This window comes from Streptomyces sp. NPDC050842, from assembly GCF_044456565.1.
Classification (GTDB): Bacteria; Actinomycetota; Actinomycetes; order Streptomycetales; family Streptomycetaceae; genus Streptomyces.
Genome location: NZ_JBITGA010000013.1, coordinates 89,659 through 103,961 on the forward strand (window position 1 = coordinate 89,659; position 14,303 = coordinate 103,961).

General features: G+C 72.0%; 13 protein-coding genes. 6 read left to right on the forward strand and 7 right to left on the reverse strand.

The genetic code is table 11. The annotated features are described in order from the left end of the window. Positions 1-53 precede the first annotated feature (53 nt). Positions 54-2,084: a DNA helicase RecQ gene (gene recQ / locus ACIBG6_RS34660; RefSeq protein ID WP_399226686.1), complete on the forward strand. Its 2,031-nt coding sequence runs from the start codon at positions 54-56 to the stop codon at positions 2,082-2,084. A gap of 43 nt (positions 2,085-2,127) precedes the next feature. On the opposite strand, the gene ACIBG6_RS34665 is transcribed toward recQ, so the two are convergent. Further along, positions 2,128-2,793 carry a class I SAM-dependent methyltransferase gene (locus ACIBG6_RS34665; RefSeq protein ID WP_399226687.1) on the reverse strand — a complete coding sequence of 222 codons (666 nt, stop codon included), beginning with the start codon at positions 2,791-2,793 and terminating at the stop codon, positions 2,128-2,130. Between the two features lie 120 nt (positions 2,794-2,913). Here ACIBG6_RS34665 and ACIBG6_RS34670 point away from each other — a divergent pair, with 120 nt between their 5' ends. Genes ACIBG6_RS34670 through ACIBG6_RS34685 form a run of 4 tightly spaced genes read left to right on the forward strand, consistent with a single transcriptional unit; the run spans position 2,914 to position 6,187 of the window. After that, a complete protein-coding gene (locus ACIBG6_RS34670; RefSeq protein WP_399226688.1) occupies positions 2,914-3,861 on the forward strand; it encodes a hypothetical protein in 948 nt (315 codons plus the stop codon). After that, positions 3,858-4,388 carry an HD domain-containing protein gene (locus ACIBG6_RS34675; RefSeq protein WP_399226689.1) on the forward strand — a complete coding sequence of 177 codons (531 nt, stop codon included), beginning with the start codon at positions 3,858-3,860 and terminating at the stop codon, positions 4,386-4,388. The genes ACIBG6_RS34670 and ACIBG6_RS34675 overlap by 4 nt, the downstream gene beginning before the upstream one ends. A 45-nt stretch (positions 4,389-4,433) precedes the next feature. Then, complete coding sequence (locus ACIBG6_RS34680; RefSeq protein ID WP_399226690.1) at positions 4,434-5,105, forward strand: RNA polymerase sigma factor; 672 nt, start codon at positions 4,434-4,436, stop codon at positions 5,103-5,105. Continuing rightward, on the forward strand, positions 5,102-6,187 hold the full coding sequence (locus ACIBG6_RS34685; RefSeq protein ID WP_399226691.1) for a CU044_5270 family protein: 1,086 nt from the start codon (positions 5,102-5,104) through the stop codon (positions 6,185-6,187). Before ACIBG6_RS34680 ends, ACIBG6_RS34685 begins: the two co-directional genes overlap by 4 nt. On the opposite strand, the gene ACIBG6_RS34690 is transcribed toward ACIBG6_RS34685, so the two are convergent. Both ACIBG6_RS34690 and ACIBG6_RS34695 read right to left on the reverse strand, forming a co-directional pair. Beyond that, the gene (locus ACIBG6_RS34690) at positions 6,177-7,070 is read right to left on the reverse strand and encodes a glycerophosphodiester phosphodiesterase (RefSeq protein WP_399226692.1); all 894 of its coding nucleotides are present in this window, start codon (positions 7,068-7,070) and stop codon (positions 6,177-6,179) included. The genes ACIBG6_RS34685 and ACIBG6_RS34690 overlap by 11 nt on opposite strands. 108 nt (positions 7,071-7,178) lie before the next feature. Beyond that, complete coding sequence (locus tag ACIBG6_RS34695) at positions 7,179-7,925, reverse strand: TioE family transcriptional regulator (RefSeq protein WP_399226693.1); 747 nt, start codon at positions 7,923-7,925, stop codon at positions 7,179-7,181. A 58-nt stretch (positions 7,926-7,983) separates the two neighbouring features. Between ACIBG6_RS34695 and ACIBG6_RS34700 the strand changes: the two genes are divergently transcribed. Beyond that, a complete protein-coding gene (locus ACIBG6_RS34700) occupies positions 7,984-9,186 on the forward strand; it encodes an erythromycin esterase family protein (protein ID WP_399226694.1) in 1,203 nt (400 codons plus the stop codon). 69 nt (positions 9,187-9,255) lie between these two features. On the opposite strand, the gene ACIBG6_RS34705 is transcribed toward ACIBG6_RS34700, so the two are convergent. From ACIBG6_RS34705 to ACIBG6_RS34720, 4 genes are all read right to left on the reverse strand, one after another. Beyond that, positions 9,256-10,698 carry a GH1 family beta-glucosidase gene (locus ACIBG6_RS34705; RefSeq protein ID WP_399226695.1) on the reverse strand — a complete coding sequence of 481 codons (1,443 nt, stop codon included), beginning with the start codon at positions 10,696-10,698 and terminating at the stop codon, positions 9,256-9,258. An 88-nt stretch (positions 10,699-10,786) separates the two neighbouring features. Further along, a complete protein-coding gene (locus ACIBG6_RS34710; protein WP_399226696.1) occupies positions 10,787-11,707 on the reverse strand; it encodes a carbohydrate ABC transporter permease in 921 nt (306 codons plus the stop codon). 4 nt (positions 11,708-11,711) lie between these two features. Further along, positions 11,712-12,725 (reverse strand): carbohydrate ABC transporter permease, encoded by a 1,014-nt coding sequence (locus ACIBG6_RS34715; RefSeq protein ID WP_399226697.1) that lies wholly within the window; start codon positions 12,723-12,725, stop codon positions 11,712-11,714. 91 nt (positions 12,726-12,816) lie between these two features. Beyond that, positions 12,817-14,163, reverse strand: coding sequence for an ABC transporter substrate-binding protein (locus tag ACIBG6_RS34720; protein ID WP_399226698.1), 1,347 nt, complete (start codon positions 14,161-14,163; stop codon positions 12,817-12,819). Positions 14,164-14,303: the final 140 nt, after the last annotated feature.

Genomic DNA, 14,303 nt, shown 5'->3' on the forward strand with positions numbered 1-14,303 from the left:
CAGGTTCCGGTGGACGGTCCCAGGGTGTCGGCGGCGGCCGCTAGGCTTCACGAATGGTCCTTTCCGACGAATCCGCCCAGCTCTCCGACGCCTCAGAGGTGCTCCACCGCGTCTTCGGCTACAGCTCCTTCCGCGGGGTGCAGCAGGAGATCATCGAGCAGGTCGTCGGAGGCGGCGACGCGCTCGTCCTGATGCCGACCGGCGGCGGAAAGTCGCTCTGCTACCAGATCCCGGCGCTGGTCAGAGACGGTACGGGCGTCGTGATCTCGCCGCTCATCGCGCTGATGCAGGACCAGGTGGACGCGCTCAGGGCCCTCGGGGTGCGGGCCGGATTCCTGAACTCGACGCAGGACACGTACGAGCGTCAGGCCGTCGAGCAGGCGTTCCTCGCGGACGAGCTGGACCTGCTCTACCTGGCCCCCGAGCGGCTGCGGACCGAGGGCACGCAGCGGCTGCTCGACCGGGGCACGGTGTCGCTCTTCGCGATCGACGAGGCACACTGCGTCGCCCAGTGGGGTCACGACTTCCGGCCCGACTACCTGGCGCTCTCGATGCTCCACGAGCGCTGGCCCAAGGTGCCGCGGATCGCGCTGACCGCGACGGCGACCGAGGCCACCCACGCCGAGATCGCGGCGCGGCTGGGTCTGGAGGACGCCCGGCACTTCGTCGCCGGCTTCGACCGGCCGAACATCCAGTACCGCATCGTGCCGAAGAACAACCCGCTCAAGCAGCTCCTCGAACTGATCAGGACCGAGCACGACGGGGACGCCGGCGTCGTCTACTGCCTCTCCCGTTCGTCGGTGGAGAAGACCGCGGCGGCCCTCGTGGAGCAGGGCATCGACGCCGTGCCGTACCACGCGGGCATGGACTCCCGAGCGCGTGCCGCGAACCAGTCCCGCTTCCTCCGCGAGGACGGGGTCGTGGTGGTCGCGACGATCGCCTTCGGCATGGGCATCGACAAGCCGGACGTGCGCTTCGTGGCCCACCTCGACCTGCCGAAGTCGGTCGAGGGCTACTACCAGGAGACCGGCCGCGCCGGCCGTGACGGCGAGCCGGCCACGGCGTGGCTGGCGTACGGCCTCCAGGACGTCGTCCAGCAGCGCAAGCTCATCGACGGCTCCGAGGGCGACGAGGCGCACCGCAGGTCCCTGGGCATGCACCTGGACGCCATGCTCGCGCTCTGCGAGACGGTCGACTGCCGCCGCGTACGGCTCCTCGCGTACTTCGGGCAGAAGGGCGAGCCGTGCGGCAACTGCGACACCTGCCTGACCCCGGCCGAGTCCTGGGACGGGACGGTCGCGGCGCAGAAGCTGCTGTCCACGGTGTGGCGGCTGGCCAAGGAGCGGCGCCAGAAGTTCGGCGCGGGGCAGATCATCGACATCCTGCAGGGCAAGAAGACGGCCAAGGTCATCCAGTTCGACCACGACGGCCTCTCGGTGTTCGGCGTCGGGTCGGACCTGGGGACCGCGGAGTGGCGCGGCGTCGTCCGGCAGCTCCTCGCGCAGGGCCTGCTGACGGTGGAGGGCGACTACGGCACGCTCGTGCTGACGGAGAACAGCGGCGAGGTGCTGGGTGGCCGGCGCACCGTCCCAATGCGGAAGGAGAAGGCGCCCGCCGGTCCCGCCCGCAAGGAGTCCGGGGCGCGCTCCGGCAAGGGCTCCCGTGTGCCGGTGGACCTGCCCGCCGCCGCCGCGCCGGTCTTCGAGGCCCTGCGCGCCTGGCGGGCGGCGACGGCCCGCGAGCAGGGCGTCCCGGCGTACGTCGTCTTCCACGACGCGACGCTGCGCGAGATCGCGACGCTGTTCCCCACGACGGTCGCGGAGCTGGGCACCGTCGGCGGAGTCGGCGAGGCCAAGCTCACGAAGTACGCCGAGGGCGTCCTCGCCACCCTGGCGGAATGCGGGGCCCCCGCCCCGGCGGCCGAGACCGCCCCCGCGAGCCCCGCTGTCACCGCCGCCGCGCCGGCCCCGGCGCCTCGGGCGGCGACGGCCGGCCGTCAGACGCCGTACGACGACGGGCCGCCCTTCGACCTGGACGAGCCGCCCGCCGACATGGACGAGTTCGAGCCGCCCTGGGACGAGTGACGTCCCCTCCCCGGGACCGGTGCCGCGCGCACCGGAACCGGGGTCACCCGCCGGGCAGTTCCTTCGCCCGGCGGGCGTAGCAGAAGACGTGCTCCTCCGGGCCGGCCTGCTCGTCGTCCGGCTGGAAGACGGAGACGGCATGGTGGAGGACGTCGAGCCCGCACTCTTCGCGGATCTGGCGCACGTACTCCTCGGCCGAGAAGCTGGAGACCCTGACACGGCGTCCCATCCAGACGATCTCCACGTCCTCGACGTCCGCCGGGACGGTCGCCGACACCAGGTAGCCGCCGGGGGCCAGCCAGCCGGCCATCCGCTTCAGCGCGGCGGACACCTCCGACCGGTCCATCACGAGCAGCGGGAAGAACGCGCACACGGCGTCGAAGCTGCCCTCGGGCGCCTCGAAGTCGTGGACGCCGCACTGCTCGAACCGGGCCCCCGGCACCTGGGCGCGGGCCAGCTCGACCATCGTCCCGGACACGTCGATCCCCGTGACGTCGCAGCCGGCCCGGGCCAGCAGATCGGCCACCGGCCGGCCCGTGCCGCTGCCGACGTCCAGGACACGGGCCCCCGCGCCCAGCCGGCCCTTGAGCCACCCGACCGCCTCCAGCTGTGCCGGAAGGTGAGCGAAGGCCCGCTCGTAGCCGATCCCCAGATCGTCGAACAGCTCCGCCGCCGACAAGGCCCGCTGCTCCGCACCGTGTTCCCGCACGCCGTTTCCCTTTCCCTCGTACCGCCGGACGGCCCCCGGACGGGCCGCCCGGCGGACCCACTACCCTGCTGTGGCGATCCTTACCACCCGGATCGCTGGAGCCGGCATCGGAGGCTGTGCATGACGGGGAACGGGCGAAGGGTCCTGCGGGGGTTCGCCGCGACGGCGCTCGTCGGCGTCCTGGGCGCCGGAGCGGCCGCCTGCGGCGGCGACTCCGAGGACGCGGCCGGCGGGTCGGCCACCGGCCTCACCGCCGCGCTCGGGGCCGCACCCGCGGCGGACGCCGGCGCGCTCCTCACCTACACGGACGTGGCGGCGACCCGACGGCTGGTGAAGCAGGACAAGAAGCTGTACGGCGGCCTCGCCACGTACGGCATCCCCGAGGTGGCACAGGCGGGATACGAGAGCCGTCCCCTCAAGGAGACCCACGGGTTCGACGAGAACGACGTGAACACCTCGCTCCAGATCGACTCCGACCGATGGCGGCTCACCGGCGCCTTCGACGTCGACGCCGTCACGGCCGGCATGAAGAAGCTCGGGTACACCGAGGGCGCGACCGACGGCGGAGTGCTCCTGAAGGACCCGAACGGCGGACAGGTCGCCGTCTCGACGTCCGTACGCTCCCTGTCCATGTCACCGGACACACCCCCGCCCGCCCTCGCCGCGCCGAAGGCGTCGGTCGCGGACGACCCCGCCTACCAGGCCGTCGCGCGCTGCGTCGGCGACGCCACGTACTACGCGACCTTCTACGGCAAGGGCCGCGAGAGCCAGACGCCGGACGTCACCCTGTACGCCATCGGGGCCACCGCCCAGGCCGACGGCACGTCACGCGAGCGGCTGTGCGCGCTGACCGTCTCCGCCGAGGCCGCCGCACGCACGGCAGACACGCTGCGCAAGACCACCGCCGAAGCCTCCGGCTCCGGCGAGCGGTTCGCGGGAGCCACCGTCGACTCCGGCAGCGGCGCCACCCCCATGGTCACCCTGGAGTGGGCCAACAGCCCCCAGGCACTCCCCGGCGACCAGAACCGCACCATGCGGCTGCCGAAGCTGTTCCTGGGCGAGCGGTGAGGCAGCGCGCGAGGACGCTCGCGGAGGTCGAGGAAGTCGTCGCACGGGCGCACGCCGATCAGGTCGACCTGATCGGCGTGCCGTACGTCGAACACGTCCGGGCCGTCGCCGCGGGACTCGAACCCTTCGGCGAGGAGCTGGTGATGGCCGGGCTCCTGCACGACATCATCGAGGACACCCCGTGGACCGCCGAGCGGCTCAGGGCCGCCGGCGTCCCCGACCGGGTCGTCGCCGTCGTCGAAGCCGTCACCAACCGGCCGGACCTGTCCTACGAGGCGAAGCTCCACCTCATCGCCCAGGACCCCGACGCGACCCTCGTCAAGATCGCCGACAACGCGCACAACAGCCGCACGGACCGCGCCGCGGAGCTGTCGCCCGAGCGGCGTGAGCGGCTCGCCGCCAAGTACCGCGGCGCGCGGGACATCCTGTGGGCGGACGTCGACGCCGAGCGCATCGCGACGATCCTCACGGTCGTCAACCCCGACCTCCTGCCGGAACTCCACGCCCGGACCGCCCGTCGGATGTGACCCGGCTCACGGGAACCCGTCCCGTGAGCCGGACAGACGACAGTCGTGAACACCGACACGCGCGCACGGATCCGGGCCGGGGACCCCTCGGCCTTCGCCGAACTCTTCGACTCCCACGCCCGGAGCGTCTACAACCACGCCTTCCGGCTGACCGGCGACTGGTCGGTCGCCGAGGACGTGATGGCGGCGACCTACCTGGAGGCCTGGCGGCTGCGGCAGAAGGTCGACCCCGAAGGGGGATCGCTCCGGCCGTGGCTCCTGGGCGTCGCCACCAACGTCGCCCGCAACCACTGCCGGGGCAACCGGCGCTATCGCCGGGCCGCCTCCGCGTACGCCGCGGCCGGCGCCGCCGACGCCGCGATGCCCGACCACGCCTCCGAGGTGGCGGGCCGGCTCGACGACCGGCGCCGCATCGCGGCCACGTTGCGGGCGCTCGGCACGCTCCGCCGCAGCGAACGCGAGGTCCTCGTCCTCTGCCTCTGGGAAGGCCTCGCCTACACCGAGGTCGCCGCCGCCCTCGGCGTCCCGGTCGGCACCGTCCGCTCCCGGCTCTCGCGCGCCCGCGCCAAGCTCCGTACCGGAGCCGAGGAGGAACTCGCCCGCGAGATGCGGGAAGTTCGAGAAGTTCGGGAAATCCGGGAACCCGCCCCGCGCATCCGACAGACAACAGGTGATCGCATGAACGCGGTCCGGCCCGCACAGGAGGGAACCCGATGAACCTCGACCCGACCGACCCCCGCACGGCACCCCGGCACGAGGCCGGTGACCTTCCGGTGATCGAGGAGCGCGAGCTTCCTCCGGGCCGTCACCAGTTCCACAAGGAGCGCCTGATGAGCCAGATCCACGACGACCGCCTCGCCACCGCGAACGCCACCGCGAGCGGCCCGGGCAAGCGCAACCCCTTCCTCCGGAAGGTGTTCCTCCTGCCCGCCGCGACCGCGCTCGCCGGCGCCCTCGCCGTCGGCGTCCTCGTCCTCACGCCGGGAGACCCGTCCGGCACCCGGGACGACCGCGCCACCGGCCCCGCCCTCACCACCCGGATCGGTGCCGTCGACGCGAAGGGAGCTCCCCAGCTCCTGGACCGCATCTCCCTCGCCGCGGCCGAGGCGGACGCTCCGAAGCCCGCCGCGGCGGGCCAGTACGTCTACATCGAGTCCCGCTCCGCCGGCACGCACGTGCGGACCGACAGCGGCGTGAGCCGCCTCGTCAGCGTGCCCCTGCACACCCGGCAGGCCTGGAAGTCCCCCGACGGCAGCGACGGCTGGCTGATCGAACCGGGCAACACCGCGCCCGAGGGCATCACCCTCGCGGGCCCCGACGAGCAGGGCAACGACCCGAAGCCGCACCTGGGCGCGCCCTCGCACGACTACCTCGCCACGCTCCCCACCGACCCCGACGCCCTGCTGCGGAAGATCTACAAGGAGACCGAGGGACAGGGCAACGGCCCGGACCAGCAGGCCTTCACCACCATCGGCGACCTGCTCGGCGAGAGCTGGCCGTCGCCCCGGCTCACCGCCGCGCTCTACCGGGCCGCCGCGAAGATCCCCGGCGTGGTCACGGTGGACAGCGCCACCGACGCCGTCGGCCGCCAGGGCGTCGCGGTCGCACGACTCGACGAGACCAGCGGCGCGCGCACCGAGTGGATCTTCGACCGCAAGACCCTCACCTTCCTCGGGGAGCGATCGGTCCAGGTCGAGGGCGAAAGCGGTGAGGACGGACTGATCAAGCCCGGCACCGTGATCTCCACCCACGCGATCGTGACAAGGGCCTTCGTCGACGACATGAAGGTCACCCCGTAGGGGAGCGCCCCGCGATCCATCCGGTGAGCTCCGCCGGCCGGTTGGTGATGATCCCGTCCACTCCGAGGGCGGCCAGCGCCTTCCAGCGGGCGGGCTTGTCGACCGTCCAGACGTTCACGGCCACCCCTGCGGCGTGCAGGTCACCGACGACCTGGGGGCGGGTGGCGAGCGCGCTGTCCGAGACGTTGTACGCCGTCAGGCCCAGGTCCTCGGCGAGGCCGACCGGGTCCGCGTCGAGGGTGGCGCGCAGCAGCCCGAGCGGCAGCTCGGGAGCGAGCTCGCGGGTGAGCTCGAGCGTCGGGATGTCGAAGCTCTGCACGAAGACCCGGCTGCTCATGGACTGCTCCCGGACGTCCCGGACGATCCGGGCCACCTCGGCGTGGCTGTGGCGGCCCTTGATCTCCAGGAGGAGGTACCCGCCGCGCTCGCGCAGGTCCGCCAACTGCGCGGCCAGGGTCGGGATCCGGGCCCCGGCGTAGGCGGGGGCGAACCACGAGCCGGCGTCCAGCTCGTCGAGCCGGGCGGCGGTGAGGGAGCGGATCGGGCCCGTACCGTCGGTCGTCCGGTCGACGGTGGCGTCGTGCAGGATGTACGGCACGCCGTCGCTGCTGGGCTGGACGTCGTTCTCGATCCACTTCGCCCCGCCCCGCCGGGCGACCTCGTCGGAGACCAGGGTGTTCTCGGGGGCGGCGGAGGAGGCACCCCGATGGGCGATGACGGTCGGCGCCGCCGGGGCCGCCGCCTTCCCCGCGGAATGTTCCACCGGCTCGGCGAAGAGGGCGGAGGGAGAGGCCAGCACGAGAACGGCGGCGAGCGCCGCCGAGCCGTAAGCGACGCGTCCGGGGCGCCGGGACCGGGGCGCGGTCGATCGTCCGTCATTCATGAACGCACAGCATAGGTACGGAGAGTGACGCGCCAGGGACCACACACCGGCCCGCGCGTGACGAATCGTCGACACCGACACCACACCACCCCGACACGACCGGGGCTTTCACGCACGCGCGCGGAGGTACGCCTCCAGCTCCGCCGCCCCGGTCAGCATCGCCCGCCCGCGGGCGGACAGCCGACCATGCCAGTCGCCCAGCGCGGCCTCCAGCGGCCCCGGCCCGCCGGCCGCCCGTACCTGCGCGATCACCGGGGCGATCTGCTCCAGAAGGTAGCCACCCCGTCTGAGCTGGTGGGCCAGGCGTGCGTCCCGTACGTCCGCCTCGTCGTAGACGCGGTACCCGGTCAGCCGGTCGCGGCGCGGGTGCAGCAGCCCGGCGCGCTCCCACGTACGCAGCGTCGCGGGCCGGATGCCGAGCTTCCCCGCCAGCGGCCCGATGAACGTGCCGCCGGGCTCGGGCGTGGCACCGGGCTCGGGCGCGGTGCCGGGCTGTGTCGTGCCGGGCTCCAGGTCGCGGAGGGCGCGCTCCACGGCCTGAAGGGTCCGCCGGTCGTCGAGGAGCTGGGCGTGGCTCTCGTCGATGAGACGGAACGCCTCGTCGACCGCGCCCCGGTTCACGGCCCGCATGATCGACGCCGCCGTCCGGTGGCCGTGGCCGGGCACCAGGGCGAGGAACGCGCGCAGGGCCCCCGCGTGCAGCGGGGTGTAGGTGCGGTATCCGTGGGGTGTGCGACCGGCGGCCGGAAGGATCCCGGCCTCCTCGTAGTTCCTGACCGCCTGCGTGGACAGACCGTGCCCGCGTGCCAGATCGACCGGCCTCAGCCGCTCCCGGCTTTGAAGGTTTCTCCCCATGGGTCCGACGATATCGAGGAAAAGTCTCCACCGTAGCTTCAACGATAGCGTTGAAGGCATGGCGACAGACATCAAGGACACCGCCCATGCCGTCGACGCCGCCGCCGTCCTGCGGCTGCTCTCGACCCGGCCCCGGCTCCTCGCCCTGGGCGAGCCCACCCACGGCGAGGACACCCTCCTCGACCTGCGCAACGACCTCTTCCGGCAGCTCGCCGAGCAGGAGGGCTACCGGACGATCGCGATCGAGAGCGACTGCCTGGCGGGCCTGCTCGTGGACGACTACGTCACCTCGGGCACGGGCACCCTCGACGAGGTCATGGAGCACGGATTCAGCCATGGGTGGGGCACGTCCGCGGCCAACCGCGAGCTCGTGCGCTGGATGCGCGCCCACAACGAAGGACGGCCCGCGTCCGAGCACCTCCGCTTCGCCGGTTTCGACGGGCCGCTGGAGATCGCCGCCGCCGCGAGCCCTCGGCAGGCCCTCACCGCGCTCCACGCCTATCTCGCGGCCCGGCTCGACGCGGACCTGTTCCCCTGCACCGCGGACACACTCGACCGCCTGCTCGGCCCCGACGACCGGTGGACCGATCCCGCCGCGATGATGGACCCGGCCCGATCCGTGGGGCAGTCCGCCGAGGCCCGTGAACTGCGGTTGCTCGCCGACGATCTGACGGCGCTCCTCGACGCGCAGCGGCCTCACCTGCGCGCTGCCTCCTCGCCGGAGGAGTGGGACCGGGCGCGCCTCCACGGGCGCACGGCCGTCGGCCTGTTGCGGTACCACCACTGGATGGCCGACGCCTCACCGGGCCGCCTGAGCCGGCTGGTGGGCCTGCGGGACCAGATGATGGCCCACAATCTCTTCGCCGTCGTCGCTCGGGGCCCGGTGTTCGTCCACACCCACAACTCCCATCTCCAGCGCGAGAAGAGCTCGGTGCGCATGGGAGGGCAGCTGCTGGAGTGGTGGAGCGCCGGTGCGCTGGTGAGCGGCCGGCTCGGCAAGGAGTACGCCTTCGTGGCCACGGCCCTCGGCACCATCCGGCACCAGGGGGTCGACACACCGCCGCCGGACACCCTCGAAGGCCTTCTGTACGCGCTCCCGGAGGACCGCTGCGTCATCGACGCCCCGCGCCTGGCAGCCGTCCTCGGCGACGAACGGCCCGCACCGCGCGAATCCCCTTGGTTCGGCTACGCCCCCTTCGACCCCGCCCACTTGGCGGACAGCGACGGCATCGTGTTCGTCAAGGACATGGCGCAGAGGTAGCCGGCGTGGGCGGCGTACGACCGGGCGGGCCGTACCGGTGATCCGGTACGGCCCGCCCGTGCTGCCGTCTCAGTCGCTGTACGGGGCGTGCAGTTCGCCCGACCGGGCCACGCGGCCGTACCAGCGGGCGCTGGACTTCGGGGTGCGCTCAAGCGTGTCGTAGTCGACCCGGACGGCGCCGAACCGCTTCGCGTAGCCGTACGCCCACTCGAAGTTGTCGAGCAGCGACCAGAGGAAGTAGCCGCGCACGTCCACCCCGTCGGCGAGTGCGCGGTGCACCGCCTCCAGGTGCGCGTGCACGTAGGCGGCACGCTCCGGGTCGTGCACCGATCCGTCCTCGTCGACCTCGTCCTCGTACGCGGCGCCGTTCTCGCTGATCACCAGCGGAAGGTCCGGGTACGCGGCGGAGACCCGGCTCAGCAGGTCGTACAGCGCGCTCGCGTCGACAGGCCAGCCCATCGCCGTCCGCTCGCCGGGCGCGCGGTGGAAGGCTACGGAGTCCGCGCCCGGCCACGGCGAGTGCTCGCTGTTGCCGTGACCGTCGTCCTGCGGCTTCTCCGCACCCTCCGGTACGTGCGAAACCAGCGTCGGCGTGTAGTAGTTGATCGCCAGGAGGTCCAGCGGCTGCCGCGTCGCGGCCGTGTCGCCGTCCCGCACGAAGGACCAGTCGGTCAGGTGCGCGGTGTCGGCGAGCAGGTCCTCGGGATAGGCGCCGTCCAGCATCGGGCCCAGCCAGATCCGGTTGCCGACGGCGTCGATGCGGCGGGCCGCGTCCCGGTCCTCGGCGGATTCCGTCAGCGGGCGCACCTCGTGGAGGTTGAGGGAGACCGCGATCTGCCGGTCGGCCGGGAGCGCGGACCGCAGGGCCTGGACGGCGAGGCCGTGCCCCAGGTTGAGGTGGTGGGCGGCCCGCAGGGAGTCGACCGGGTCGGTGCGGCCGGGGGCGTGGACCCCGGAGCCGTACCCCAGGAAGGCGCTGCACCACGGTTCGTTGAGCGTGGTCCACCGGGTGACCCGGTCGCCGAGGGCGTCGGCGACGATCCCGGCGTACTCGGCGAACCGCTCGGCGGTCGCCCGCTCCGGCCAGCCGCCGGCGTCCTCCAACTCCTGGGGCAGGTCCCAGTGGTAGAGCGTCAGCGCCGGCGCGATGCCGGCGGCGAGCAGCTCGTCGACGAGCGCCCGGTAGAAGTCCAGGCCCTTCTGGACGGCGGGACCCCGTCCGGTGGGCTGGACACGGGACCAGGAGACGGAGAACCGGTAGGCGTTCAGGCCCAGTTCGGACATGATGCCGACGTCCTCGCGGAACCGGTGGTAGTGGTCGACGGCCACGTCACCGGTGTGGCCCTCGAAGACGTTGCCGGGAGTGTGCGAGAAGGTGTCCCAGATGGACGGCGTACGGCCGTCCTCCGCTGCCGCCCCTTCGATCTGGTACGCGGCGGTGGCGGCGCCCCAGAGGAAGTCGGACGGGAACGAGCGGGTGGCGGTGAGCGGCCGGGTTTCGGACGCGGTCATAGGAGAGGGCTCCCAACGCGGGTACGGGGTCGGTACGTTCGGTGAGTGCGGGGCGAAGCGGGCGCGGCTGCTCAGCTCTTTCGGCTGCTCAGCTCTTGACGGCGCCGGCCGTGATGCCGCCCACGATGTGCTTGCCGAGGAAGGCGAAGACGAGCAGCAGCGGCACGGTGGATATCAGGGCGCCCGTCAGGACGACCGCGTGGTCCACGGTGTGGTTTCCCGCTCCGAGGCCGGCGAGGGCCACCTGGAGGGTGGGGTTGCCGTCCTGGGTGAGGGCGATGAACGGCCAGAAGAAGTCGTTCCACGCCTGGACGAAGACGAGCATGCCGAGCACGGCCATCGCGGGCCGGGCCACCGGGAAGACCACGTGCCAGATCACCCGCAGGCTGTGCGCCCCGTCCATCCGGGCCGCCTCCACCAGCTCGATGGGCAGGGCCTCGACGAGGAACTGGCGCATGAAGAACACGCCGAAGGCGGCGACGAGCGAGGGCAGGACGACCGACTGGAGCTGGTCGAACCAGCCGAGGTCGGTGATGATCTGGTACAGCGGGATGACGCTGAGCTGCGGCGGGATCGTCATCGTGGCGACCACGAGCGAGAGCAGCATGCCGCGCCCCCGGAAGGGCAGTTTGGCGAAGGCGAAGCCGGCGAGCGTGGAGAAGACGACGGTGGACGCGGCCACCAGACCGGCGACCACCGTGGTGTTGATCAGCGCCTCGCCCATGTGGACCTGGTTCCAGGCGAAGCTCAGGTTGTCCAGGAGGCGGGGGCCGGGCAGCAGCGGTGCCGGGGCCTGGACCACGCGCTCGCCGCTGTGGGAGGCGGCGACCAGGTTCCAGTACAGCGGGAAGAGCGAGACCACGGCGGCCACGGCCAGCAGGACGTAGGTCAGGGGTCCGGCGTGGTGCTGGCGGCCGGCCGTCCGGTGGAATCGGCGCCCCGGGCGGGGAGGCTCCGGGAGGCGACGCGAGGCCTTGGCCTCGATGGTCGTGTCGAGCGTGCGGGCCATGGGGTCAGCCTCCCAGCTTCTTGCGGTTGTGACGGGAGACGAGCGCCTGGACGCCGCCGACGAGCAGAAGGAGCAGCAGCATGATCCAGGCGATGGCGGAGGCCTGGCCCAGCGCGTTGTTCACCCACCCCTTCTCGTACATCAGCAGGCTCAGCGTCTGGAACTGGTTGCCGCTGCCGCCGCTGATGCCGACGCTGCCGCCGTAGAGCATCGGCTCGCCGAAGAGCTGGGTGGCGCCGATGGTGGAGACGACTACGGTGAAGAGGATCGTCGGCCGGATCGACGGGATGGTGACGCTGATGAACTGCCGCCAGCGCGACGCCCCGTCGAGGGAGGCGGCCTCGTACAGGTCCTGGGGCACGGCCTGCATGGCGGCCAGGTAGATCAGGGCGTTGTAGCCGGTCCAGCGCCAGGTGACGATCACCGAGATCGCGATCTGCGCCGGCCACTTGGACGACTCCCACTGGACGGGTCCGACGCCGAACCAGTCGAGGACGGAGTTGATCATTCCGTAGTCGGTGTTGAACAGCTGGGCGAAGACCAGCGTCGCCGCCGCGATCGACGTGGCGTACGGGGCGAGGATCGCGATCCGGAAGAAGCCGCGGCCGCGGAGCTTGTAGTTGAGCAGGTGCGCCAGGCCCAGGGCCATGAGCAGCTGGGGGACGGTCGAGATGACCCCGATGGTGAAGGTGTTGGCGAGCGCGTTCCAGAAGAACTCGCTGGTCGCCAGGTCGGTGTAGTTCTCCAGGCCCTTCCACTGCGGGTCACCGCCGAGCTCGACCCGGTTGAGCGAGAGCCAGCCCGTGTAGATCAGCGGGAAGAGGCCGAAGGCGGCGAAGGTGAGGAAGAAGGGGGCGATGAAGACGTACGGGATCGCCTTGATGTCCCAGCGGTAGAGCGTGCTGCGCCAGCCGCCGGAAGAGGTGGAGGAGCGGCGGCGGCCGCGCGGGCCGGGGGAGGCGGGCGGTGCGGCGGGCGGCTGCGAGCCGTCCGGCTTCGCCCGAACGGAGGTGGCCACGGGGGCGTCCTTCCAGGGTCGATGCGTGCGGTGGTGCGGACGGTGCCGGTCCGCCGCCCGCGGGCTGCGGCGGACCGGCACACGGCCCCCGCTACTGGTCGATCTTGTCGTCGACCAGCTTCTTGACGTTCTCCCAGGCCTTGGCCGGGTCGGTGCCGCGCTGCTCGATGTCGAGGATGCCGTTGTCGGTGAGGAAGGTCTTCACCTGGCCGTCCCAGCGGCTGATGACGGCGGGCGTGATCCCCGCGGCGGCGGAGGAGAAGATCTTGCCGACCGGGGTGTCGCCGAAGTACGGCAGCTTGGCGTCCTGGACCGCCGGCGAGGTGAGCGTGTCCTTGGACGAGGGGATGTTGCCGTTGACCCCGAAGACCTTGGCGTGCTGCGCCGGGGCCGTCAGCCAGGCGGCGAGCTCGGCCGCCTCCTTCGTGTGCTTGCCGGACTTCGGCACGGCGAGGAAGGCGCCGCCCCAGTTGCCGGCGACCGGCGGCGCGGCGATGTCCCACTTGCCCTGGTTGGCAGGGCCTGCCTGGTCCTTGATGATGCCGGTCATCCAGCTCGGGCAGGCGACCGTGGCGAACTTGGAGTTCTTGAAGGCGGCGTTCCAGGTGCCCTTCTCGTCGAACTGGCGCAGCTTGGCGGTGAGTCCGCCCTTGCTCGCCGCGACGGCGGTGTCCCAGGCCTTCTTCACGCCGGGGCTGTTCTCCCAGTCCAGCTTGCCGCTCGCGTCGGCGTACTGGACGGGGTCGCTGGAGATCACGGCGTTGAAGAGGCCGCTCGCCGAGTCGTGGAAGGCGGTGCCGGCGGGCGCGCTCTTCTTGTACGTGTTCCCGGTCTCGATGAACTTCGCCCAGTCGCCGGCCCACAGCTTGGCGACGGCCTCACGCTCGGTCGGCAGCTTGGCCTTGGCGAAGAGCTCCTTGTTGTAGCAGATGGCCATGGGGCCGATGTCGGTGCCGAGACCGATGACGCTGCCGCTCGCCGTCGTCGCCTGCTTGACCTTCCAGTCGAGGAAGGCGCCGATGTCCGCGCCGCCCTCCTTGCTCAGGTCGACCCACTTGTCCGCCATGGTCTCGCCGGTCGCCTCGGCGATGTAGCCGACCTCGACGGCCTGGACGTCGGCGAGGCCGTTGTTCTGGGCGAGGCGCAGCTTCAGCGTGTCCCAGTACTTCTGGCCGTCGGAGACGTTCGTCTCCTCGATCTTGATGTTCGGGTGGGACTTCTCGTACTCGGCGTAGAGCTTGGCGCCGGTCTTGTCGTCGTAGCCGAAGGAACCGAAGGTCCCGACCCGCAGGGTGATCTTGCCGCCGCCCTGGGCGTCGCCGCCGCCGTTGTCGTCGCTGTCGCTGCCGCAACCGGTGAGCAGGGTCGTACCGGTCACGACGACGGCGACCGCCGCGATCGCCGCCCGGCGTCCGCGTCTGCTGCTGGAAGTGCGCATTCCACTCTCCTCGTCCAAGGTGGTGCTCGTTGTGCGCCAAGAGGTCCGGCCGGCTGATCGCGGCTCGGCGGCTGCCCGCCAGGACCTGATACAGGCTGTGTGCGCCCCGGATGGGAGCGCTCCCACGTCGTTGCCGGAAG